This window comes from Actinomadura sp. GTD37, assembly GCF_041951365.1.
Taxonomy (GTDB): domain Bacteria; phylum Actinomycetota; class Actinomycetes; order Streptosporangiales; family Streptosporangiaceae; genus Spirillospora.
The window spans coordinates 441,361-464,602 of record NZ_JBGNUS010000006.1 but is presented as its reverse complement, the minus strand read 5'-3'; the positions used below and the strand labels follow the sequence as shown (position 1 = coordinate 464,602).

Sequence of the window (23,242 nt, the reverse complement as noted above, 5' to 3'; positions counted from 1 at the left end):
GGAACCACGATGGCAGGAGAACCTCGCAGGCCCACCGGCCCGGCGCCGGCCGGGCGGGTGCGCAGAGCGCTGCCCCTGGCGATGCTCGCCGGCCGCACCGCGGGCGAGAGCATGGTCGCCGCCCTGCAGCAGCGGGGCGGCGGCCCCCACGGGCCGGACGGCCCGGCCGGCGCGGCCCGGCGGCGGGCCGCGCAGCGGTACGCGGACCTGCTGGGCCGATCGCGCGGCGTTCTCATGAAGGCCGGCCAGATCATCTCCTTCATGTCGCTCGGCACCCCGGCCGATCCCGGCGACCCGACCCCCTACCGCGACGCGCTGGGGACGCTCCAGGCGGACGCGCCGCCCATGGACCCGCGCGAGGCCGCGACGGTCGTGGAGGCCGAGCTCGGCGCCCCGCCCGGGGAGGTCTACGCCGAGTTCGACGCGCTGCCGTTCGCCGCCGCGTCCATCGGCCAGGTCCACCGGGCGAGGCTGCACGACGGGCGCGCCGTCGCCGTGAAAGTGCAGTATCCGGGTGTCGGCGACGCCATCCGCGCCGACCTGGCCAACCTGGACATGCTCGCGGCGTTCCTGCGGGTGGCCGGCGTGGTGTCGCCGGGCATGCCGAAGGTGGACACCAAGGCGCTGGTGGGCGAGATCGCCCAGCGCATCGGCGAGGAGCTCGACTACCGCGCCGAGGCCGCCAACCAGCGGGACTTCGCCGACGCCTACCGGGGCCACCCCTTCATCCGCGTGCCGGCCGTGATCGACGAGCTGTCCACCGGCCGCGTCCTGACCATGGAGTTCGCCGAGGGCATGACCTGGGCGGAGGCGGCCGGGCAGGACAAGCGGCTGCGGGACGCCTGGGGCGAGGCCGTCTTCCGCTTCGTCTGGGGCGGCCTGCGCAGGTTCGGCATGGCCTACGCCGACCCGCACCCCGGCAACTACCTCTTCAACGCCGACGGCTCGGTCACCTTCCTCGACTTCGGCTGCGTCAAGCGCTACCCGCCGGAGCAGCTCGCGCACCTGGTCGACATGGTCCAGGCGGGCGTGGCCGGGGACGCCGGGCGCACCTGGCGGGCGTCGGCCGCCCTGGGCTCGATCCGCCGCGACCGGGCGCCGGACCCCGACGCGCTGCTCCAATGGATGTCCGAGCAGTGGCGTCCGATGACCGCCGAGCAGCCCTTCACCTACACCCCCGAGCACGCCGCGGCGGTCGCCCGCCGGCTGTTCTCCCCGTTCGGGGAGCACGGCCGGGTCGTCAAGCGCATGAACATGCCGCCGGACGTCCTGTTCTTCGTCCGCATGGACGCCGGGGTCACCGCCATTCTCGGCGCGCTCGGCTCCACCGGCCACTGGGCCGACGTCATGGCGGAGCTGGACGGCGAACGCCAGCCGTCGACTCCGCTCGGCCTGCAGGACGCCGGGTTCTGGAACGCCGCGCCGGCGGGGGAGGGCGCCCCGTGAACGCCCGCCTCCGCGCCTTCGCCGACGGCGGCGGGCCCGTGCACCACGACCGGGAGATGGACGTCTACGTCATCTCCTCCCACGAGGCGGCCAAGACGGTCCTGGCAGACCCGGCCTTCGTCACCGACCGGCTCGACCGGCTGCTCCCCAGACTGGGCGGTTTCGACGAGCTGCCGAGCCTGCTGAACGCGATGCTCCGGCTCTTCATGGACGGCCCGGCGCACGACCGGTTCCGCCTCACGGTCACGCGCGACCTGGCGCCCAAGCGCATCGAGGAGATGCGCCCCCGGATCGGCGCGATCGCCGAGGCCGCCCTCGACGGGCTGCGGGACAGGCCCGCCTTCGACATCGTCGCCGACCTCGCCTACCCGGTCACCGCCGGGGTGATCGCCGAGCTCCTCGACATCGGCGTCGAGGGCGCCCGGGCCCTCCTCGGATTCGCCTCGCGGATCTTCGCCGTCCTGGAGCTCAGGCCGGACGAGCAGCAACTGCTGGACGCCGGCGAGGCGGTGCGCGACTGCGCGACGTTCCTGCTCCCGCTGCTGCCCGAACGGAGCGCGAACCCCGGCAGGGACCTCATCAGCTCCCTGGTGACGCTGGAGCTCGACGGCGCGCCGCTGCCCATCGAGGAGACGCTCACGATCATCGTCCAGATCCTCATCGCCGGGCACGAGCCGCCCGCCCACCTGATCGCCAACGGCGCCCTCGAACTGCTCCGCCACCCCGCGCAGGCCCGCCGCGTCCGCGACGACCCCCGGCTGGCCGCCTCGGCCGTCGAGGAGATCCTCCGGCTCGACTCGCCGATCGGCTACCTCAGCCGGACCGCCACCGAGGACGCCGTCCTCGCCGGGAACCCCATCCCGAAAGGGGCCCAGCTCGTCCTGGACCTGGCGGCGGCCAACCGCGACCCGGCCCGCTACGACGCCCCCGACCGGTTCGACGTCCTGCGCCCCGACCCCGGCCACCTCTCCTTCGGCGGCGGGGCCCACTACTGCATCGGCAGGGCCCTCGGCCGCGCCGAGGCGGAGGAGACGCTGCGGCGGCTGTTCGTCCGCTTCCCCGATCTGGTCCTCGCCGGGGAGGACCTCACCACGCGCCCGTCCGCCGCGTTCCACGCCCTCGACCGGCTCCCGGTCAGGCGGGCGTGACCCATGAGAGCACCTCGAGAGGAGAACGGCATGGACACCCAGGTGATCGTCGTGGGGGCGGGCCCCGCGGGGCTGATGCTCGCCGGCGAGCTGCGCACCGGCGGCGCGGAGGTGATCGTCCTCGAGCGCCTGCCGGAACCGACCGGCCAGTCGCGCGGGCTCGGCTTCACCGCCCGGACGATGGAGGTGTTCGACCAGCGCGGCCTGCTCCCGCGCTTCGGCCGCGTCGAGACGAGCGACCGGGGCCACTTCGGGGGGCTCCCCCTGGACTTCTCGGTCGTGCGCGGCGCCCACTACGGGGCGAAGAACATCTCCCAGGCCCGCACCGAGGCCGTGCTGGAGGAGTGGGCCGCCGAGACCGGCGCCGGCATCCGCCGGGGCCACGAGCTCACCGGCCTGACCGACCTCGGCGACGCCGTCGAGGCGGAGGTGCGCGGCCCGGACGGCGGCTACCGGCTGCGGGCGTCCTACCTGGTCGGCTGCGACGGCGGGCGCAGCGGCGTCCGCGGGGCCGCGGGGTTCGGGTTCCCCGGCGCCGACGCCACCACCGAGATGTTCCTCGCCGACGTGCGCGGCTGCGGCATCCGGCCGCGCCTCATCGGCGAGACCGTGCCCGGCGGCATGGTGATGGCCGTCGCCATCGCCGAGGACGTCGACCGCATCATCGTCTGCGAGCGCGGCACACCCCCGCGGCGCCGCGCCGAGCCGCCCCCCTGGCGGGAGGTGGCCGACGCGTGGCAGCGGCTGACCGGCGAGAGCATCCACCACGGCACCCCCGAGTGGGTCAGCGCGTTCGGCGACGCGACCCGCCAGGCCGACGCCTACCGCCGGGGCCGGGTGCTGCTCGCGGGCGACTCCGCGCACATCCACCTGCCCGCCGGGGGGCAGGGGATGAACACCAGCGTCCAGGACTCGGTGAACCTCGGATGGAAACTCGCCGCCGAGGCCGCGGGATGGGCCCCGCCCGGTCTGCTCGACAGCTACCACACCGAGCGCCACCCCGTCGGCCGGCGGCTGCTGACCAACACCCGGGCCCAGGGGCTGCTCTTCCTCACCGGCGAGGAGATGGCGCCCATGCGCGAGGTGATGGGCGAGCTGATGGCCTACGACGACGTCGCCCGCCACCTGGTCGGCATGGTGAGCGGCCTGGAGATCCGCTACGACATGGGGCCGGGCCGCCACCCGCTGCTCGGCCTGCGGATGCCGAACCAGGAACTGGTCGCCGAACCCGGCAAGACGACCACCGCCGAACTCCTGCACCGAGGCCGCGGCGTCCTGCTGGACCTGACCGGCGACGCCGCGCTCCGCGACGCCGCCGAGCCGTGGGCCGACCGGATCGGCGTCGTGACCGCCGAGCCGCACGCGCCCGACCCGGACGGCCCGCTCGCGGGCGCCGACGCGGTCCTGGTCCGTCCCGACGGCCACGTCGCCTGGGCGTCGCCGGACCCCGCGCGGCAGGACCTGCCCACGGTGCTCCGCCGCTGGTTCGGGTCGCCGCGCCGCCCTTGAACCGCCGACCCGAACGAGGACATCCAATGCCGCGAACCGGCACAAACACCGGCACAGACACCGGCACCGGTGGCCTGAACGGCGGGATCGCCCGCCTCACCGACCGCGCCGAGATCATCGACCTGATCGCGCACTACAACCGCTCGCTCGACGAGCGGCGGTTCGACGACGCCTGGGCCCGCTCCGTCTTCGCCGAGGACGCCGTGGTCGCCTTCCCCGTCGGCGGGCACGCCGGCCTGCCGGGCCTGGCCGACTTCACCGCCCGGTTCATGGGGCGCTGGGAGCGGACGCACCACCACGCCACCGATCACCTCGTCAGGCTCGACGGCGACCGCGCCGCCGTCGGGTGGAACATGCTCGCCACCCACGTGCACCCGCCCAGGGCGGCGAGGGGGGAGGCGGGCGCGGCGGGCCCCGACCTCTTCCAGCTCGGCGCGGTCCTCGACGGGACGGCCGTCCGGGCCCCCGGCGGCTGGCGTTTCGAGCGGCTGGCGCTGCGCGTGGTCTGGACGAGCGGCCGGCCCGCCCAGGGCGTCCCCGCGTCCCCAACCGACACGACGACCGACTCTCAACCACAGGAGGACTGACATGAGCGACCTCGCGGGAAAGACCGCCCTGGTCACGGGCGCCAGCCGCGGAATCGGCCGGGCCACGGCCGAACGGCTGGCCGGGGACGGCGCCCTGGTGGCCGTCCACTACGGCGCCGACGCCGCCGCGGCCGCACAGGTCGTGGCGGGGATCGAGGAGGCCGGCGGGCGGGCGTTCGCCGTCGGGGCCCGGCTGGGCGTCCCCGGCGACGTCGACACCCTGTTCGACGGCGTCTCGGCCGGCCTCGACAAGCACGGGGACGGCGAGGTGAAACTCGACATCCTGGTGAACAACGCCGGGATCATGGGGGGCGCCGCGCCCGAGCACACCGGTCCCGAGCAGTTCGACGAGCTGGTCGCGGTGAACGCCAAGGCCCCGTTCTTCCTCATCCAGCGGGTGCTGCCGATCATGCCGGACGGCGGACGCGTCATCAACATCTCCTCCGGCCTCACCCGCGTCGCCAACCCCCAGGAGATCGCCTACGCCATGACCAAGGCCGCCGTCGAGATGCTCGCGCTGCACTACGCCAAGTACCTCGGACCGCGCGGCATCACGGTCAACAGCGTCGCGCCGGGCATCACCCGCAACGGCGACCCGGCGTTCGGCGTCCCCGAGGCCGTGGCGCAGATGGCCGCGCTGTCGGCGTTCAACCGGGTCGGGGAACCCGCCGACATCGCCGACGTCGTCGGGTTCCTCGCCTCCGACGAGGCGCGCTGGATCACCGGCGCCTTCCTCGACGCCACGGGCGGGACCCTGGCCGGCTGACCCGAGACGGCCCGACCCGGGAGTTCCGCCATGACACGACCGACGACCCACGCCCCGCCGTCCCGGCGGAGAACGGACCGGCGCCTGCGGGGGCTGCTGCTCGTCCTGTCCGGCACGATGCTCATCGACGCGCTCGAAGTGTCCACGACGGTCGTCGCGCTCCCGGCGGCCTGCGCCGGCCTCGGGCTGTCCCCGGCGGCCGGGCAGTGGCTGATGAGCGGTTTCGCGCTCGGGTTCGGCGGGCTGCTGCTGTCCGGCGGCCGCCTGGTCGACCTGCTCGGGCGGCGCCGGGTCTACCTCGGCGCCCTCGCCGGGTTCGCCGCCGCCTCGCTGCTGTGCGGGCTCTCCCCGCACGCGGGGCCGCTCATCGCCGGACGGATCGCCAAGGGGCTGTGCGTCGCGCTGACGGCCCCCACCGGCCTGGCCGTGATCGGTGCGGAGTTCCCCGAAGGGCCCGCGCGTGACCGCGCGCTGTCGGTCTACTCGCTGGTCGGCGCCGGCGGCTTCTGCGCGGGGCTGCCGCTGTCCGGCCTGCTCACCGAGGCGAGCTGGCGGTGGACGTTCCTGTTCCCCGCCCCGGTGGCGGCGGGCCTGCTGGTCCTCGGGGCCCTCCTGATCCCGCCCGGCGGGCCCCGCACGGTCGGCGGGGGACGCGCCGCCCTCGCGAGCGCCGGCGCCCTCGCCGGCGGGGCGGGCCTGACGCTCCTCGGGATCGCGCGGGCCGGACGGGGCGACTGGACGTCCGCGGCGGCGGCCCTCACGTTCGGCGTCCTGCTGACGGCGGTGTTCACGGGCCTCGAACGCTCCACCACCGGCCCGGCCGTCCGGCGGCGCGTCCTGGCGAACCGGGGCCTCCTCCGCTCCGCGCTGGGCGCGGCGGCCCTGAACGGCCCGTACTGGGGGCTGCTGTTCCTGCTGACGTTCCGGTTGCAGGCGCAGCCGGGCTGGTCGCCGCTCCTGACGGCCGCGGCGCTCGCGCCCGCGGCCCTGCCGCTCGCGCTCGCGGCGCCCCGCTCGGGACGGCTCGTGAGCCGGTTCGGGGCGCGGCGCCTGATCCTGGCGGGCGCGCTCGCGCCGCCCGCCGGGTACGCGCTCTACCTGGCGAACGGGTCGGAGCCGTCCTACACCCGGGGTGTTCTGCCGACGCTCCTGCTGGTCGGCGCGGGGTTCGTCCTCCAGTTCACGGCCCTGCACACGCAGGCGCTGGCGGGCGTCGGCGGGGACGACCGGCCGATGACCGGCGCCGTCTACCAGACCGCCGTCCAACTGGGCGGAGCCGCCGTCCTGACGCTCATGGCCGCGCTGCTCCCGGCGGCCCCCGATCCGGGCGACGCGGACGCCGTCAGGCCCGCGCTGGTATTCCTCACCGTCCTGTCCGCGGCCGGCCCGGTGATCGCGGCGACGGGAAACCGAAGGAAGGAAGAGCATGGGCGCCTCTGACCGTCCGATCCGGCTCGCGGTGATCGTGGGGAGCGTCAGGCGGGAGCGCCTGGCGCCGCATGTCGTGTCGTGGTTCACCGGCCGGCTGGCGCAGCGCGACGACATGGCCGCCGACGTCGTGGACCTGCTGGACACCCCGCTGCCCGGGTCGCTGGACGGGGACGCGCCCGAGGTCGCCGCGTACCGGCGGCGGATCGGCGCGGCCGACGCCTACGTCCTGGTGGTGCCCGAGTACAACCGCAGCTTCCCCGGCGTGCTCAAGACGGCGATCGACTGCTGCACCGTCGAGTGGCAGGCCAAACCGGTCGGGTTCGTCTCCTACGGGCTGAGCCGGGCGGGCGGGTTGCGGGCGGTGGAGCACCTGCGCCAGGTGATGGCCGAGCTGCACGCGGTCGGCGTGCGCGACTCGGTCTGCTTCCCCGGCGTCCTCGACCATTTCGACGACGACGGCGGCTTCCCCCGCGACGAGGCGGGCGCCGCCCTCGCCGCGAAGGCGATGCTCGACCAGCTGGCCTGGTGGGCCCTGAGCCTCCGGGAGGCCAAGGCCCGCCGCCAGTACGTCTAGGCCCGCACGCGCCCCGGGACCGGCCCGGACGGTACCGGCGCGAGGCCCCGGAGGCGCGGAACCACGGACGGGTCGCGCAGGGCGAGCCCGGGGTGGGCGTGCAGCCGCGCGCTCGCGATCCGCAACGCCAGGGGAAGCCCCGCGCACGCGTCCGCCAGCTCCCGGGCGGCGGAGATCTCCCGGGAGACGCGCTCCTCTCCGACGAAGGCCCGGAGCATGGTGACGGACTCGTCGGGGGAGAGCGGGGCGAGACGGTGCCTGCGCGCCCCCGGGAGTTCCCCCAGCGCCGACCGGCTGGTGATCAGGACGGCGGCGCTCGGCGTCCCCGGGAGCAGGTCCCGGATCTGCGGGACGTCCCGGGCGCCGTCCAGCACCAGCAGGACGCGCCGGTCGGAGATCCGGGCACGCAGCACCGCGGCCCGCGCCTCGGCCGACCGGGGGAGCGCGGCCGGCGCAAGCCCGACGGCGACCAGCAGGTCGCCCAGCACCTCGCCGACGGACCTGGGCGCCCCGCCGCCGTCGTCCAGCGCGACGTACCACTGCCCGTCGGGGAAGCGCCTCCGCAGATCGTGGGCGACGCGGACGGCCAGCTCCGACTTCCCCACGCCCTCGGGCCCCCACAGCACCAGCACCCGCTGCCGGCCCGCGCCGCCCGCCCGGCCGGTCAGCTGGCGGACCAGCAGCGCGCGATCGCGGCCGCGGGCGACGAAGTCGGCGGCCGTGGGCGGAAGATGGCACATCTCCGTCCAGTCCCGGCCGCCGGCCCACGCCCGCAGCGGCGAGGCGGTCTCCGGGTCGGCCGCGGAATCGAGAGCGGGGGTGGCGCGCAGGATGTCCGCGTGCAGGTCGCGCAGCTCGGTGCCGGGTTCGATGCCCAGCTCCTCGTCCAGCAGGCGGCGGACCTCGTGGTAGGCGGCGAGGGCCTCCGCCTGCCGGTTGCACCGGTACAGCGTCAGCATCAGCCGGCTCCAGAGGCTCTCCCGCAGGGGATGCTCCCGGGTCAGCTTCCGGAGCTGGCCCACGAGCCGCAGATGGTCCCCGGCGGCCAGGTCGAGATCGATCTTCCGGCTGATCGCCTCCAGGCGCAGCTCCTCCAGGCGCGGGACCTCCGCGTCGCGCAGCCCGGGGGAGGGCACATCGGCGAGGGCCGGGCCGCGCCACAGCCCCAGCGCCTCGTCGAGCCGGGCCCGCTCCCCGGGCGCGTCACCGCGCCCGCGCGCACGGCGGGCGTCCTCTCTGAGCGTGTGGAACAGGTGGACGTCCAGCTCGTCGGGCGCCGTGTCGATCACGTACCCCGACCCCACCGTGCGGATGACGTCGGCGTCGCCCAAGGACAAACGGAGGCGGTTCACCATCGAGTACAGCGAGGCGCGCGCGGCCCGCGGAGGTTTCTCCCATACGTATTCGATGAGCCGGTCCGTCGAGACGGTCTCGTTCGCGTTGAGGAGCAGAGCGGCGGCTATCACCCGCTCCTTTCCCGCGGTGATGACGGGCGTCCGGCCCTCCACCGACAATTTCAGCGATCCCAGGACTGAAAATCTCCGGACGACATCGGTGTCCATCCAGGCCCCCTTGAAAGTCGTGTCCCCGCGCCCGTCCCGGCCGGGCGGCGTCTTCCCCCGCCCCGCGACGCCGCGGATCCCCAGGCCCATCGAACGGGCGTCCCGGCCGTCGCGACAACCTCTCGGACGAAGTCGAACGACATCGGACGGCCGGGAACGCCGCCCTCCGCACCTCGCCGACCGCCGCCCGCCGAAGCACGCGTTCTCAAGGCCCTCGGCACCGACGCGGTCTGCGCCCTGCACGAGGAGGCCGGACGGCTCCGGCTCGGCCTCGGCGGCGGACCATGGCTCCAAGCGCACCTGGAGCCCGAGGGCGTCCACTACCTGGTGCCGGATCCGGCGGACTACTACCTGCCCGGCGCCCAAGACGGTCGAGGCGACAAGATCCGCTGGTGGCAGTGCACCGCACTGCTGCGGATGTGCGACGGCGAACAGGTCGCCGACACGGTCGCCGTGCTCCCCGAGACCTTCACCGCCCTGCCGCCCACACTCCCCAGGAGAAGGCAGCTCCGGCTGGTGCGCCGGTCGCCGTCCTGGGCGGCGACTTTGTGCCGGCCAACCGCGAATGTCTGCGTCGAGCCCGTGAGGGGCGGCGGAAACGGCGGCCCATCAGGATTCGAAGCGTATGTCGCGAGTGGCGGCGTCGGCGGCGGCGAAGTCCAAGAGCCGTTCGCCCTCCTCGGCCAGCGCATCCTTGTCCCGCGACGCGAGCTGCTCATAGGGCCGGACGAGCAGCGTCGCGGTGTCCCGTTCACGTTCCAGCTGCCAGTCACCGGCGGTGAACCCGTCCAGGAGCACGATGCCGGGCAGCGGACGGCGTGTGGCGTAGTTCTGCGCGCGGAAGGCGTCGGTGATGACGCGGCTGCGGTCGGCGTGCGACAGCAGCAGATTGTCGAAGTCGTACAGGAAACGCGGCGGCGCAGGGATATCGGGGTCGGGCCTGGGAGCGTCGGGCACGTCGAACAGTTCACGCCCGTCGCCGTCGGTGAAGACGGCCAGGCGGGGACGCAGCCGGTTCACCACCTCCCGCAACCGCGTCAACCCTGACCATTTCTGCACGTCCTTCACGGACGCGGGGCCGAAGGCCGCCAGGTAACGCAGAACCATCTCCTCAAGGGAGGAGTCGGCCGCCAAAGGCCGGCCCAGCCACTCCTCGGCGGTCGTGTGCGCGATGGGCCCGCTTCGCCCCCACACACCCCGGGGCGGCACCTGCACCAACGCCATCCTGTTGCGGGCCGCGTACGCGAGCGACGCCGGGGGCCGGTCGCCCCATCCTCCCGCCGTCCGGCCGTGTTCGGCGAGCAGCGCGCCGAGCTCCTTGCTCGTACGCGGCTTCTCCTTCAGCAACGGCCGGGCGGCGGCGACCAACTCGTCCATGTCCAAGCCCTGGACAGGTTCGCCGTGGGTGTGGTTGGAGAACAGGTCGCGGTCCAGGACGGGCTGGGCCAGCGGGCGCAGCCACAGGCAGTCGCGCGCGCTCACCAGGTGGATCGTCGAACGCATCAACGCGATGCGCACCAGTTGCCGGTCGAGGAGCAGCTGCGCGATCTGCTCCGGGCGCACGTCCTCCAGTCGTACGCCCAGGCCCACGTACCACGAGTGCGGCGTCTGCGCCTGCAGACCCGCCAGATGCTCCACCGCCTCCACCACGGGCAGTGTCGAACGGGCCAGCAGCAGCTGCCGGTCCAGCGTGGCGCGGTTGAGCGCGCGGCGAGTGAGCATCGGTGTCACATGGGTCAGCGTAGGGGGCGGAAGAATTCCCCCCGTCACGGACGCGACCAGGCCGGGCAGCGGTGTACGTCACCTCATCGGAGACGGCAGCGATATGACCGACCCTGCTCGGGGTGCTAGGCTCCTCCCCGGTATTGGATCTACGTGGGAGGGAGGTGAGGTTTGCATGACCGCGGTGAAGACCGTTGCCACGTGCAACGCCCGGATCAACCTCACGTCCCGGGCCCCGGTCTGACCTACTTCTTCCCCCAGCCTTGAGCCGCCAGCTTGCTCGGGCGGGGTGATTCCGCGTCTCGTCGGGGCCCCTTCATCGCAAGGGTCTCACGTTGCCACACGCCTACACCGATCCATCCGGCCTGTCCCGGTACGGATGGACCGGCGCTCTCGACCAAGCCTTCATCGAACATCACGAAGCGGGCCTCGTACCGGCCCGGATCTCCCGCGTCGACCGCGGCAGGTGCACGGCGATCACCTCGTCGGGTCCGGTGCGGGCCACGTTCACCGCGCCGCACCCGCCCGACCCGCTCCTGACGCCCTGCACCGGCGACTGGGCCGCACTGCGTCCGGGCGCCGAGCCGCACCTGGCGGCACTCCTGCCGCGGCACAGCGCGATCGTGCGCTCGTCGGCCTCCAAGTCCTCCCACGGGCAGGTGCTCGCCGCCAACGTCGACACGGTCGTCATCGCGCTGTCCCTGGCCGCGCCGCTGGACGCGGCCAAACTGGAGCGGCTGCTCGCCCTGGCCTGGGAGAGCGGGGCGCGACCAGTGATCGTCTTGACCAAGGCGGACCTGGCCACCGATCCCGAGTCCGTCCACACCGAGGCCGCCGCGCTGGCCCCCGGCGTGGACATCCTGGTCACCAGCGTCGCCACAGGCCACAACATCGACGCGCTGGCCGCGCTGCTGCACGGCACCACCGTGCTGCTCGGCCCCTCGGGGGCGGGCAAGTCCACCATCGCCAACGCACTGCTCGGCGAGGAACTGCTGGCCACCGGCACGGTACGGGCACAGGACGGCAAGGGCCGCCACACCACCGTCCGCCGCGAGCTGGTCCCCCTGCCCGGCGGCGGGGTCCTCATCGACACGCCCGGCCTGCGCGGGATCAGCCTGCACGACGCCGCCGACGGCCTGGAGCAGGTCTTCGCCGAGATCGAAGACCTCGCCGCGGATTGCCGCTTCGGCGACTGCGCCCACGACACCGAGCCGGGATGTGCGGTCCAGGCCGCCATCGAGGCGGGTGAACTGCCCGAACGTCGCCTGCGCAGCTATCGGAAGCTGCAACGGGAGAACGCCTGGGCGGCCTCGCGTACCGATGCCCGGCTGCGCGACGAGCGCGCCAACCGGCAGAAGGCCATCACCAGTCACCTGCGCGCCACCTACCGGTTCCGGGACCAGCAGCCGTGACCGGCCGCGTCCCACCGTTCTCGCCGGCCGCTCATCCTTCACCAGGAGCCCGCGCCACCATGCCCGAAATGGCGCACGACCCGACAGTGGCGGCGTTGGTCGCCCTGCACGACGACCTGGCACGTCAGGGCCCCGGCTCCGACGCGACCACCCGCCACCTGCTGTCCCTGGCCGGGCAACTGCCGCCCCGCCCGCGCGTGCTGGACATCGGCTGCGGGCCGGGCCGCTCCCCGCTGGTGCTGGCCCAGGCCGGCGCCGAGGTCACCGCGGTCGACCTGCACCAGCCGTACCTCGACGCACTGGCACGAACCGCCGCCGATCGCGGCCTCGCCGTCCACACCGTACGGGCGTCGATGGCGGACCTGCCCTTCCCCGACGGAGGCTTCGACCTGATCTGGGCCGAAGGTTCCGCGTACTTCATCGGCTTCGACGCCGCGCTGCGCTCCTGGCGGCGGCTGCTCGCCCCGGGCGGCCGACTGGTCGTCACCGAATGCGAATGGAGTACCGACTCCCCATCACCCCAAGCCCGCGCGTTCTGGGAGCAGCCGTATCCGCTGCGCACACGAGAGCGCAACATCGCCGCGGCGCACGCCGCAGGGTACGCCGTCGCCGCGCAGCATCCGCTCCCCGACGGCGACTGGTTCGAGGAGTACTACACGCCGCTGTCACAGCGCGCCCGAGCAGCCGACCTGGCCGCCCCCGGGATGCGCGAGGCGGTCGCGGCCACCCTGCGGGAAAACACCACGCGCAGTACACCGGCTACGTCCTGCACCCGCAGAATGACGAGGAGACGAACCCGACCATGAGCACTTCCTGGACGACCCGTCCCGAGAGTTCCGACGACGTCGCCGCCATCCGCGACATCAACCTGGCCGCCTTCCCGAGCCCGCACGAGGCCGACCTCATCGAAGCGCTGCGGGCCGACCCGCAGGCGTGGCTGCCCGGCCTGTCCTGGCTGGCCGAGGCCCCCGGCGGCGATCTCACGGGTTACGCGCTGTTCACCCGCTGCCACGTCGGCGACGCGCCCGCCCTCGCCTTGGGCCCGTGCGCGGTCAAGCCCGAGCAGCAGCGGGGAGGCGCGGGTTCCGCCGCCATCCGCGCCGGCCTGCGCGCCGCCCGCGAGCAGGGCGAGAACCTGGTGGTCGTGCTCGGCCACGCCGAGTACTACCCGCGTTTCGGCTTCACCCCGGCCTCCGGGTTCGGCATCCGCCCGCCCTTCGACGTCGAGGACAAGTACATGATGGCGCTCGCCCTCGACCCCGAGCGGCCGGTCCCGAGCGGCGTCATCCGCTATGCGGCGTCGTTCGGCGTCTGATCGCCCGCTCTTGTACGCGGTGCGGCGGCCCGGAGCGCGCTCGGGCCGCCGCACCGCCGATCGACCCGTCAGGGGCGTCGCCGAAACCCTCGGTGACGCCCCTGAGCGACAGCCGTCCAGGTCTCCGCGGGACGCGGACCGGATCGACTCAAGCGCGCCGCCCCGCGCCGTCCTTACGAAATCGACCAAGAGTTGAAAATGATCGAAAGGCTCGCCACCCACGATGAGCACTGACGGGTGCATCTGGTCCCGCATGCCCACCCGATGCCGCTCCAGGAGACGACATCGGCACGTCATGCCGACCCGAACCCAAAGTCCTGAGCCAGGAACTCCATAGAACGCATCACGTCGTAAGGCTGTACTCGGTGCAGCCAACAGAGCTGCTGGCTGAGCCGCCCTCCCGTCGGAGGCGGGCCTGGCTACTGTCCGTCCTGGCGGGCGCCTCGCCAGGTGTGGGCGCTGCAGCGCCGATCAAGCCCGCTCCACGGGCCTGATCGGGCCCTATAAGGGGACGGCCGCGCGCGTTCCTGGTTGTCCTGCCTGGCCTTCTACAGGCCGACGTTGTCCAGGGCGTTGTTGGTCCAGGCGGTGCCGCGGCGCCAGTAGATGAACACCATCGACAGGCTGCTCCAGCGGCCGTGTTCTTGGATGGTCGAGGGGGCGGCGCCTGCTTCGGCGGCGCTGGTGGCGCTTCCGGCGCGGAGCCCGTGGAAGGTGTGGGCTGCGGCGTTGTCGAGTTCGGCGCGCAGAGCGGCGTCGCGCACGATGGTGTTCAGCGTCTCGTCGTCGATGCGCCCGGAGCCGCGTCCGGCGAACCGGCCGGCGCCGGCGAGGTTGCCGTGACGGTCGATGCCGCGCAGCAAGGGTCCACGGGTGACGCCGCGGTCGGCGAGGGTGGTCAGCCAGCCGCGGGCGAGCTCTACCGGGCAGGTCCGGGTATGGCGGCCGCGTTTGAGGAACACCTCGGTTCCGGCGGCGTCCTGGTCGGTCTTGGAGAATCGGACGGTGATGGTCAGGCCGCGGTCGCTGAAGTCCAGGTCTTCGATGTCGAGGGCGGCGACCTCTGAACGGCGGCCCATCATCGCGAAGCCGAGCACCAGGATCAATTGGTCGCGTTCGGCGCGTAGCGGATGCAGGGTGCCCGCGGCCACCGCCGCGGCGATCGCCTCGATCATGGCGCGCAGCGCCGCGACGTCGATCTCCGGGGCCTTCCGCCGCTTGTAGCGCAGTTGAGGGTCGGGGTGCCGGGCGCGCTCCTGGCGGTAGGCCCGCAGCGCCATCCGGGCCAGCCGGGCGTCGCAGTCCGCCCCGGCGATCTTGTGCGCGGACTGGACGCAGCTGAGCATCGTGTCGATGGTCGACGGCGCCGGCGGCTTTCCGTACTGGGTGGTGGTGCCGGTGAGGTGGTGCACGTACTCGGCGAGGGTTTCCCGGGCGGCCGGCAGCGGGGTCCGTCCGGTCAGCTCGCACCAGCGGATGTAGGTGGCCCAGTGCCGGGTGTAGGCGCGGGTGGTGTTGTCGGCCAGCCCGGCTGCGATGCGGGCGGCGGCCTGCGGTGAGAGCGTCCGGTCCGAGGGCGGCGGCGTCGGCGAGATCGCGGTGACCGCGGCGGAGCGGTGGGGCGGCGGGACGTGGCCGCCGCTGTCGTGTTCGGTCACCGGGTGCTCCTCAGGGATCGCTGGTCTGGCCGGGGGAGTGGGTGTGCCACTAGCGCTGGTCGTGTCATCGAGCCGGTGTCAGCGCGGGCCGGAGTGCGTTCGATCTGGTGATCGCCTCCAGCCCTCGTTCGGACCGGAGTCATCGATCGCGGGTGTCATGGGCCGAAGCATAGCCGGATGATCTTCGAGCTGGTACGGGTTAACGTTTTATTAACCCTATCTAGCCGCCTCGCAGCTTCCGCGTTTCGTAAACCACGAAAGGGAATCGTGGTTTCACAAGCATCAGCCCCCGAAACAGGTCATGATGGAGAAGTGACTGATCAGCCCGAGCAGACGCCCACACCGACCGCCGATGGCGCCGCCCGCACCGTCACGGCGCCCCCCGAGGCCCCGCACGGCCGGTGCAGGCACTGTCGAGGGCCGCTGCCGGCGCCGGCCGCCACCGGTCGGCGCCGCGAGTACCACCGCGGCGGCGAGGGGCCGGGCGGGCAGGACTGCAAGGAGGCCGCCCGGCGGGCACGCGAGTCGGCCGTCGGCGCCATCGTCGAACAGCCGCTGCAGGCCCTCATCGCCTGGGCCGAACGGGAGGAGGCCGAGCGTCGCAGGCACGCCGAACTGCTGGCCGCGGCCGCCGAACGCGACCGGCGGTTCACCGGCGACCTCACCGACCTCCGCGAGACCCTGCTGACCCGCAACACCGAACTGGAAGCCGCCATCGTCCAGGCCGCCGCCCAGGCGACCGAGGCCGAAACCGCACGTGACGCCGCCGAGCGCCGCGAGCGGACCGCCCAGACCGAGGCCGCCGACGCCCGCGGGGACGCCCGGCGTGCCGGCGAGCGCGCCGACGGCGCCGACGAGCGCGCCCGGCTGGCCGAACGCGTCGCCACCGCCGAGCAGGCCGCCAGGAGCAAGGCGGAGAAGGAGACCGAGGATGCCGTCGCCAGCGGGAACCAGGCCCGCGCGGCCCTGGCCGAGGCCCAGCGGCGTCTCACCGAGGCCGAGGAACGGCTCGGCCAGGTCCAGGCCGACCTCGAACGCCTCCGGGTCGAGGTCGAACGCGTCCGGGCCGAACGCGAGGACCGGGCCGCCCGGCTGGAGACCGCCACGGCCGACCTGGCCGCCGCCCGCCAGCTGCTCACCGGGAAGGACACGACGATCGGTGACCTCACCGGGCGGCTGGAACGCGCCGAGCAAGAGACCGCCGCCGTCCGTGACACCGCCGCGGACCAGGTACGCCACGCCGACGAGCAGCGGCAGAGCGCCCTCGGCGCCGCCGAACGGATGCGCGGCGAACGCGACCAGGCCCGCACCGACCTGATCGCCGGCAAGGCCGCGCATCACGCCGAACGGCAGGTGTTGGAACGCGAACGGGACGCCGCCCGATCCGCCGAAGGCGAGCAGCGCGAGCGGGCCGTGCGCGCCGAGCAGGCGGTCCAGGCGAACCTCGTCTCGCCGCCCGGAGCCGAAGGCGCGGCAACGGATGTCGAACCTTCTGGCACGGTTGGCGCACAGGGAGAATGACCAGGCGGGGCATCTTGGGCCCGGGACCACCCGCCACCAACCGGGCATGGGAGTCGGACCTGGACCCGCGGCCGCCTGAGAGCCCGTGGGCGAGGCGGCCCTGCGCACCAGGTTCGTTGTGCGATCGACCTGGTCGATGAGCGCGCCCCCTGCTCTGTTCCGCGCGCTGCGGCAAGGCTGCGGAGGCGGCCCCGCTCAGTGCGGCATGCCAACTGGCCCGTGAGGAGGATCGGACCGGATTTTGGCGGTAGCCCGGGGTGAGGGGGCCCGCGAGGAGGCTGAGTACAGAAATTAGCGGTAGCGGGGTGCCGGTAAGAACCGTGTCATGAGCCCCAAACGGGGTTTGATCTTGTTGTGATTTGGCTGGTTGATGCTGGGCGGCTATGACGCACCCCCCGATGCACATCGACGAGCTGGTCGAGCACTGGACGGTCCTGGACGAGGAGCGGGAGCTGATCGCTGGGAAGCGTGGCGCGACGCGCCTCGGTTTCGCGATCTTGCTGAAGTTCTATACCCGGCACGGGCGGTTCCCGCGGGGACGCTCGGAGCTGGCCGACGAGGTCGTGGGGCATGTGGCCAAGCAGGTCCAGGTGCCCGCCTCGGAGCTGGGGCTTTACGAGTGGTCTGGTTCCACGATCGAGTACCACCGCAGTCAGATCCGTACGCATCTGGGGTTTCGGGTCTGTACGACTGCGGATGCGGACAAGGTCACGGTGTGGCTGGCGGAGAACGTCGCCCATGCCGAGCATCGGCCAGAACGGGTGCGGGAGGAGTTGCTGAAGCATCTGCGTCAGGAGCGGATCGAACCGCCGACTCCGGGCCGGGTTTCGCGGATCGAGGCCTCGGCCCTGCACAACGCGGAGGTCACTTGGTCGGCGCGGATTGCCTCGCGGCTGGGTCCGGCGGCCACGCAGCGAATCTGCGCCCTGGTCGGCATCGACGATGACACCGAACAGGACACCGACGATGGTGACGGCGCTGAAACCGAGGTGATGCAGGCGGCCGAGGACGACGACGGCTCCAGTGTGCTGGCGCTGATCAAGTCGGCTCCGGGGAACGTGAGCCTGGAGTCGATGATGACCGAGATCCGCAAGCTGGAGGCGGTGCGGTCGATCGGCGTGCCGGAGGGGGTATTCGCCGATGTGGCGCCCAAGGTGCTGGCGGCCTGGCGGACGCGGGCGGCGGTGGAGGCTCCCTCTCACCTGCGCACGCATCCGCGCGAGTTGGCGGTGCTGCTGTTGGCGGCGTTGCTGGTGGAGCGTGAGCGGGAGATCACCGACACGCTGGTGGAGTTGCTGATCGCGACGGTGCATCGGATCAAGGCGCGGGCCGACAGCAAGGTGACCAAGGAGCTGATCAACGCGTTTAAGCGGGTGACTGGGAAGGAGAACATCCTGTTCCGGGTCGCCAACGCCGCGTTGGGGCATCCCGACGATCCGGTCCGGGCGGTCATCTTCCCGGCCGTGAGCGGCGGGGAGCAGACGCTGAAGGACCTGGTGCACGAGTTTAAGACCAAGGGCCCGGCCTACCGCACCACGGTGCAGACCACGCTGCGCGCCTCCTACACCAACCACTACCGGCGCGGGTTGATCGCGTTGCTGGACACCTTGGAGTTCAAGAGCAACAACACCGCCTACCAGCCGGTGATCGAGGCGCTGGAGCTGGTCCGCCGGTATGCCAAGGCGGGCAACACCACCTACTACCCGCGCGCCGAGCGAGTGCCCGAGCATCGCGGCACCGCCGGCCAGTGGGAGGACCTGGTGTTCAAGCGCGACAAGCGCGGGCGTCGGCGGGTGGTGCGGATGGTGTACGAGATCGTCACCTTCCAGGCGTTGCGCGAGGCGCTGCGCTGCAAGGAGGTCTGGGTGGTCGGCGCGGACTCCTTCCGCGACCCCGAGCAGGACCTGCCGGCCGATTTCGCCGCGCGCCGCGTGGAGAACTACGCCGAACTGCGCAAGCCGTTGGACCCCAAGCAGTTCATCGCCGAGTTGAAGGCGGAGATGCGCGCGGAGTTGGAGGCGCTGGACACCGCGCTGCCCACACTGGACTGGGTGGAGATCAAGGAGCGCAAGTCCGGCGCGATCAAGCTGACGAAGATCGAGGCAGCCGAGGAGCCACGGAACCTCCGCAAGATCAAGAAGGAGGTGGGGCACCGCTGGGGCGCGGTCCCGCTGATCGACATGCTGAAGGAGGCGGTGCTGCGGACCGGCTGCCTGGACGCGGTCACCTCGGTGGCCGGCAGCTCCAGCCTGGCGCCCGAGGTGTTGGCCGAGCGCCTGATGCTGGCGATCTTCGGGTACGGCACCAACACCGGGATCCGGGCGGTCGCCGCCGGCGGCCACGCCCACAGCGAGGACGACATCCGCTACGTCCGGCGCCGCTACCTGACCCCCAGGTCGCCGCCGACATCGCGATCGCCATCGCGAACGCGACCTTCGCCGCCCGCGACACCGCCCTGTGGGGCCAAGGGACCACCACCGTCGCCTCCGACTCCACGCACGTGCGCGCCTACGACCAGAACATCTTCACCGAGTGGCACTCGCGGTACGGGGGCCGCGGCATCCTCATCTACTGGCACATCGAGCGCGGGTCGATGGTTGTGCACTCCCAGACTTTGCGCGCCTCGGCCTCGGAGGTCCCCGCGATGATCGAGGGCGCGGTCCGGCACGGCACCACCATGAAGGTCGAGGGCAACTACGTCGACTCGCACGGCCAGACCGAGATCGGGTTCGGTGTCACCCGACTGCTGGGCTTCGACCTGCTGCCGCGCATCAAGCAGATCAACAAGGTGAGGCTCTACCGGGTGGAGAGCGGCGAAAGCGACCGGTACCCGCGGCTGGCGACGGCGATGACCCGGCCGATCCGGTGGGAGCTCATCGAGCAGAACTACGATCAGATGATCAAGTACGCGACCGCGATCAAGCAGGGCACCGCCTCCACCGAGGCGATCTTGCGCCGGTTCACCGAGTCCGCCTCCCACCCGGTCTACCAGGCCATGCTGGAGGTCGGCCGCGCGCAGAAGACCTGCTTCGTCGCCCGCTACCTGCGCCTGCGCGAACTCCAGCGGGAGATCCAGGAAGGCCTGAACGTGGTGGAGGCCTCCAACGGCGCCAACTCGGTCATCCTCAACGGCAAGGGCGGCGACATCGCCACCAACCGGCGCGAGGAACTGGAGATGACCGTGTTGTGCCTGCGCATCCTGCAGGCCGCGCTCGTCTACATCAACACCCTGATGCTGCAAGACGTCCTCGCCGACCCGCAGTGGGCCAAGCTCCTCAAACCCGCCGACCAGCGCGGCCTGACGCCCCTGTTCTGGCAGCACGTCCAGCCCTACGGCGAGGTACGCCTGGACGTGGCCAAGCGCCTGCCGCTCGGCGGCCACGGGTCCGTGCGACCAGATGAAGAGTAGCTCTGCATAGTTCTGGTGACTGGTGGTAACGGACGGTGCTGTCGGTCGGCATTACCTGCGACGAAACGCAGGCCCGGCTCCTGTGTGCAGGCGCTTTGCGATGCCCGACTCCTTGGGCCTCCTGCCTCCCGCTCGCCGACCCCGACGAGGCCGACCAGATGGTGACCGACTACGCCACCAGCGCGGACGGCGTGGAGTGGACCTGGCACGGGACGGTGCCGAACGGACGCCGCGGCCGCTGGGGCTCCCGGGGCGTGCGGTGGCGGATTGGCGAGACCGTCGCCTACTGCGATGGGCGGGCTGGCGCAGCCGAGAACCACGAGGAGTGCACCGGCGTCGCCACGCGGGTTCGGCGTGTTCGAACAGCAGGACACCGTTCCCGGTCGCGGCCTCGCCGTACGCCGGCGGCGGGCTGCGCTACCTCGTCGGGTTCAGCTTCCGGACCGGGCATGGCGGCTGTGCTACGAGGCGACGCGTCCGGACGGCGCCCACAAGCTGCGGACCGAGCTCATCGCGGCTTGAGGCAGTCGCCGAAGTCCTCGCCTGTGAGTGTGTCCGGCCGGAAGACGACGCTGATGTCGAGCCCGCCCTCGGGCAGGGGCTGCACGCCGAGGTCCGCCTCGTGTGCCGTGGCGATCGCCGCGACGATGGACAGCCCCAGCCCCAGACCTTCGCTTTCGCCGTCGCCGGTCCGGGTACTGTCCAGCCGCCGGAAGGGCTGGAAGATGTCGTCGACCTGCTCCGGCGGAACGGCCGGCCCGGTGTTGGTCACGCGTAGCGCCGGTCGCCCGGCGTGCCCGCCGGTCCAGACGCTCACCCGGCCACCGGGCACGTTATGGCGCACGGCGTTGTCCACGAGGTTGGTCAAGAGCCGCTCCACCAGATGCGGATCGCCCGATGTCACGGCATGGTTCAGGTCCGGCTCGATTCGTATCCCGTGAGCGCCTGCGTCGGTGTGTGCGGGCTCGACGACGTCGGCGGCGATCGCCGCCAGATCCGTGTCCTGCGGGCGGTCGAGACCTCGCTGGCTGCGGGCCAGAGTGAGAAGCGCTTCGATCAGCCGTTCCTGCTGTTGGTTGCCGGTCAGTACCTGTCGGCATGTGGCTCGCAGGTCCGCGGCCGCCGCGTCCGGATCGGCGAGGGCGACCTCGAGCAGGCTCCGTTCGAACGTCAACGGTGTCCGAAGCTCGTGAGAGGCGTTGGCCACGAAAGCGCGCTGGGCCTCGAACGCGGCCTCCAGCCGGCCGAGGAGACCGTCGAAGGTGTCGGCCAGGTTCTTGATCTCGTCATCCGGTCCACCTACGTCGAGGCGCTGGTGCAGATTGCGCGCCGAGATCTCCCGCGCCGTCGCCGTCATCGTGCGCAGCGGGCGAAGGACGCGCCCGGCCATCAGCCAGCCGAGCCAGACGGAGACGAACGTCATCATCATCAACGCCAGACCTGACGCCGCCAGGAGCTGCCGCAGGTCCTCAGCCCGCTGGCGGCCTAACCGGCCGTTCAGATCGAGGTCTGGAACGGAGACGCCGGGAACCGGCGGTCCGTCGACCGGACCGGCCGGCCGGGGCGGTGACGGAGGGCGGACGGGCGTGAACGGCAACGAGTGAGCCGTCAGCACGTAGGTGACGGTCAGCAGCAGCACGCCGGTCCCCAGGAACAGTGCTCCGTACAGCAGGGTCAGCCGCAGCCGGATGGTCCATCGCCGACGGCCGCGTATCGAGTTCGCGCGCTCCGGATCGGCCGGTGCCAGGTCTTCGGTGCCCATCAGATTCGGTAGCCGGCCTGGGGCACGGTCTCGATGATCGGCGGATCGCCGAGCCTGCGGCGAAGCCGGCTGATCGTCACCTTCACCGTGCCGGTGAACGGATCGGCGGCCTCATCCCACGCCCGCTCCAGGAGTTCTTCGGCGGAGACGACCCTGCCCTGGGCAGCCAGCAGCAACTCAAGCAAGGTGAACTCCTTCGGGCTCAGCTCGAGCCGTCGGCCGGCCCGCGTCGCCCCCCGGCGCCCGGGGTCGAGCCTGAGGTCGCCGTGGACCAGCACCGGAGGGAGCGCCGGCTGCGATCGCCGGGCCAGCGCCCGGATCCGAGCGACCAGTTCGGCGAAGGCGAACGGTTTGGGCAGGTAATCATCGGCTCCGAAGCTCAGGCCGTCCACCCGATCCTCGATCGTGGTGGCGGCGGTCAGCATGAGTACCCGCGCTGGATAGCCCCCGGCAACCAGGGATCGGCAGACCTCGTCACCGTGCAGGACGGGAAGGTCACGATCGAGCACGACGACCTCGTAGCGGTTGACCGACGTGCGCTCCAGCGCCGCCGCGCCGTTCCATGCGACATCGACCGCCATACCCTCGCGGCGGAGCCCGGCCGCCAGTGTCTCGGCGAGCCCACGGTGATCCTCGACTACCAGCACACGCATCGTCCATCTCCTTGCCGCCGAATCGGCTCCAGCATCGCGCAGGAAGCGGTTACAGCGTGGTAACAGCGGCCGTTCCCGCCCGGTAACCGGCATTGCGGTCGACTACCTCCCGACAGCGATCTCGACCTATCGAGGAGGAACACCCATGTTGATTCGACCACGACCACATCGGGGATCCGGGCGGCGGCGCGCGGCGTTCGCGCTGATCGCGGCGGCCAGCGCCGCCGCGGTGCCGGTGACAGCCGTGGCGACCACTCGCGGCACCGCGGCGACTGTCCGCACGGAAGCAGACACAGCGGCCATCCGCACAGGAGCGGCCACTACCGCCGAGAAGCCCGGAGAGTCACCGACGAAGATCGGCGCCGCCGGCACGGGCAGGGCGGACGTGGTCCGGTCTTTCAGCACCTGCATGCGTACGCACGGACAACCCGGCTTTCCCAGCATCACCATCACGGCCGGCGGGCGGGTGAATCTCACCGGCAGCGGCGTGAATCTCCTTTCCGCCCGATACAAGTCGGCAGTACGGGCCTGCGCCGCCCTCCTTCCGAAGGGCAGCGTGCTGCCGACGCCTCCACAACCGCCGTCCGTGCCCCGCCACGGCGTCCACCCGCCGCGGCTTGAGCCGCCGGTGACCGGCGGCCCGGGTACCCCGGCAACTCCCGCCGGCCCGACCTCGCCGACGATCCCCGACCCCTGAGCTGAACCGAGCCCCGACGATCGGCGCCTCACGGAGATCCCACGAGGCGCCGATCCGGGCCGGCACGACA

At 72.4% G+C, this 23,242-nt stretch carries 17 protein-coding genes and 1 pseudogene; 13 read left to right on the top strand and 5 right to left on the bottom strand.

The window, feature by feature from the left end:
• The first annotated feature begins 9 nt into the window (after positions 1-9).
• The 7 genes from ACA511_RS29675 to ACA511_RS29645 are packed head-to-tail and all read left to right on the top strand — an operon-like array spanning position 10 to position 7,461.
• Complete coding sequence (locus tag ACA511_RS29675; protein WP_375027936.1) at positions 10-1,446, top strand: ABC1 kinase family protein; 1,437 nt, start codon at positions 10-12, stop codon at positions 1,444-1,446.
• Positions 1,443-2,594, top strand: coding sequence for a cytochrome P450 (locus ACA511_RS29670; RefSeq protein ID WP_375027935.1), 1,152 nt, complete (start codon positions 1,443-1,445; stop codon positions 2,592-2,594). Before ACA511_RS29675 ends, ACA511_RS29670 begins: the two co-directional genes overlap by 4 nt.
• A gap of 30 nt (positions 2,595-2,624) precedes the next feature.
• Positions 2,625-4,103 (top strand): FAD-dependent monooxygenase, encoded by a 1,479-nt coding sequence (locus ACA511_RS29665; RefSeq protein WP_375027934.1) that lies wholly within the window; start codon positions 2,625-2,627, stop codon positions 4,101-4,103.
• A 26-nt stretch (positions 4,104-4,129) separates the two neighbouring features.
• Positions 4,130-4,690 carry a nuclear transport factor 2 family protein gene (locus ACA511_RS29660; RefSeq protein WP_375027933.1) on the top strand — a complete coding sequence of 187 codons (561 nt, stop codon included), beginning with the start codon at positions 4,130-4,132 and terminating at the stop codon, positions 4,688-4,690.
• 1 nt (position 4,691) lies between these two features.
• Entirely contained in the window at positions 4,692-5,456 is a 765-nt protein-coding gene (locus tag ACA511_RS29655) for an SDR family oxidoreductase (protein ID WP_375027932.1), read from the top strand.
• 30 nt (positions 5,457-5,486) lie between these two features.
• Positions 5,487-6,896 carry an MFS transporter gene (locus ACA511_RS29650; RefSeq protein ID WP_375027931.1) on the top strand — a complete coding sequence of 470 codons (1,410 nt, stop codon included), beginning with the start codon at positions 5,487-5,489 and terminating at the stop codon, positions 6,894-6,896.
• On the top strand, positions 6,883-7,461 hold the full coding sequence (locus ACA511_RS29645) for an NADPH-dependent FMN reductase (protein ID WP_375027930.1): 579 nt from the start codon (positions 6,883-6,885) through the stop codon (positions 7,459-7,461). The genes ACA511_RS29650 and ACA511_RS29645 overlap by 14 nt, the downstream gene beginning before the upstream one ends.
• Here the strand turns inward: ACA511_RS29645 and ACA511_RS29640 are convergent.
• Together ACA511_RS29640 and ACA511_RS29635 are read right to left on the bottom strand one after the other, a co-directional pair.
• Positions 7,458-9,023, bottom strand: coding sequence for a BTAD domain-containing putative transcriptional regulator (locus ACA511_RS29640; protein WP_375027929.1), 1,566 nt, complete (start codon positions 9,021-9,023; stop codon positions 7,458-7,460). The genes ACA511_RS29645 and ACA511_RS29640 overlap by 4 nt on opposite strands.
• Positions 9,024-9,632: 609 nt before the next feature.
• Positions 9,633-10,745, bottom strand: coding sequence for a winged helix DNA-binding domain-containing protein (locus ACA511_RS29635; protein ID WP_375028085.1), 1,113 nt, complete (start codon positions 10,743-10,745; stop codon positions 9,633-9,635).
• Between the two features lie 335 nt (positions 10,746-11,080).
• Between ACA511_RS29635 and rsgA the strand changes: the two genes are divergently transcribed.
• The 3 genes from rsgA to ACA511_RS29620 all read left to right on the top strand — a co-directional run bounded on the left by rsgA (position 11,081) and on the right by ACA511_RS29620 (position 13,472).
• Positions 11,081-12,157 carry a ribosome small subunit-dependent GTPase A gene (gene rsgA, locus ACA511_RS29630; RefSeq protein ID WP_375027928.1) on the top strand — a complete coding sequence of 359 codons (1,077 nt, stop codon included), beginning with the start codon at positions 11,081-11,083 and terminating at the stop codon, positions 12,155-12,157.
• A 68-nt stretch (positions 12,158-12,225) separates the two neighbouring features.
• Positions 12,226-12,963, top strand: a complete 738-nt coding sequence (locus tag ACA511_RS29625; RefSeq protein ID WP_375027927.1) for a class I SAM-dependent methyltransferase — start codon at positions 12,226-12,228, stop codon at positions 12,961-12,963.
• Positions 12,960-13,472, top strand: coding sequence for a GNAT family N-acetyltransferase (locus ACA511_RS29620; RefSeq protein WP_375027926.1), 513 nt, complete (start codon positions 12,960-12,962; stop codon positions 13,470-13,472). The genes ACA511_RS29625 and ACA511_RS29620 overlap by 4 nt, the downstream gene beginning before the upstream one ends.
• A gap of 548 nt (positions 13,473-14,020) precedes the next feature.
• Here ACA511_RS29620 and ACA511_RS29615 read toward each other — a convergent pair.
• A complete protein-coding gene (locus ACA511_RS29615; protein WP_375027925.1) occupies positions 14,021-15,130 on the bottom strand; it encodes a tyrosine-type recombinase/integrase in 1,110 nt (369 codons plus the stop codon).
• Between the two features lie 312 nt (positions 15,131-15,442).
• Here ACA511_RS29615 and ACA511_RS29610 point away from each other — a divergent pair, with 312 nt between their 5' ends.
• From ACA511_RS29610 to ACA511_RS29600, 3 genes and pseudogenes are all read left to right on the top strand, one after another.
• The gene (locus ACA511_RS29610; RefSeq protein ID WP_375027924.1) at positions 15,443-16,651 is read left to right on the top strand and encodes a hypothetical protein; all 1,209 of its coding nucleotides are present in this window, start codon (positions 15,443-15,445) and stop codon (positions 16,649-16,651) included.
• Between the two features lie 383 nt (positions 16,652-17,034).
• Positions 17,035-18,984: pseudogene (locus tag ACA511_RS29605) on the top strand (DUF4158 domain-containing protein); the annotation flags it as partial.
• A 74-nt stretch (positions 18,985-19,058) separates the two neighbouring features.
• Entirely contained in the window at positions 19,059-20,060 is a 1,002-nt protein-coding gene (locus ACA511_RS29600; RefSeq protein ID WP_375028084.1) for a Tn3 family transposase, read from the top strand.
• Between the two features lie 508 nt (positions 20,061-20,568).
• On the opposite strand, the gene ACA511_RS29595 is transcribed toward ACA511_RS29600, so the two are convergent.
• Together ACA511_RS29595 and ACA511_RS29590 are read right to left on the bottom strand one after the other, a co-directional pair.
• Positions 20,569-21,822: a sensor histidine kinase gene (locus tag ACA511_RS29595; protein WP_375027923.1), complete on the bottom strand. Its 1,254-nt coding sequence runs from the start codon at positions 21,820-21,822 to the stop codon at positions 20,569-20,571.
• A complete protein-coding gene (locus ACA511_RS29590; protein WP_375027922.1) occupies positions 21,822-22,475 on the bottom strand; it encodes a response regulator transcription factor in 654 nt (217 codons plus the stop codon). The genes ACA511_RS29595 and ACA511_RS29590 overlap by 1 nt, the downstream gene beginning before the upstream one ends.
• Positions 22,476-23,242 lie beyond the last annotated feature (767 nt).

Coding starts and splice junctions, on each gene's coding strand:
- ACA511_RS29675 (WP_375027936.1), top strand. CDS start 10: ATGGCAGGAGAACCTCGCAGGCCCACCGGCCCGGCGCCGGCCGGGCGG.
- ACA511_RS29665 (WP_375027934.1), top strand. CDS start 2,625: ATGGACACCCAGGTGATCGTCGTGGGGGCGGGCCCCGCGGGGCTGATG.
- ACA511_RS29660 (WP_375027933.1), top strand. CDS start 4,130: ATGCCGCGAACCGGCACAAACACCGGCACAGACACCGGCACCGGTGGC.
- ACA511_RS29655 (WP_375027932.1), top strand. CDS start 4,692: ATGAGCGACCTCGCGGGAAAGACCGCCCTGGTCACGGGCGCCAGCCGC.
- ACA511_RS29650 (WP_375027931.1), top strand. CDS start 5,487: ATGACACGACCGACGACCCACGCCCCGCCGTCCCGGCGGAGAACGGAC.
- ACA511_RS29645 (WP_375027930.1), top strand. CDS start 6,883: ATGGGCGCCTCTGACCGTCCGATCCGGCTCGCGGTGATCGTGGGGAGC.
- ACA511_RS29640 (WP_375027929.1), bottom strand. CDS start 9,023: ATGGACACCGATGTCGTCCGGAGATTTTCAGTCCTGGGATCGCTGAAA.
- ACA511_RS29635 (WP_375028085.1), bottom strand. CDS start 10,745: ATGCTCACTCGCCGCGCGCTCAACCGCGCCACGCTGGACCGGCAGCTG.
- ACA511_RS29625 (WP_375027927.1), top strand. CDS start 12,226: ATGGCGCACGACCCGACAGTGGCGGCGTTGGTCGCCCTGCACGACGAC.
- ACA511_RS29620 (WP_375027926.1), top strand. CDS start 12,960: ATGAGCACTTCCTGGACGACCCGTCCCGAGAGTTCCGACGACGTCGCC.
- ACA511_RS29595 (WP_375027923.1), bottom strand. CDS start 21,822: ATGGGCACCGAAGACCTGGCACCGGCCGATCCGGAGCGCGCGAACTCG.
- ACA511_RS29590 (WP_375027922.1), bottom strand. CDS start 22,475: ATGCGTGTGCTGGTAGTCGAGGATCACCGTGGGCTCGCCGAGACACTG.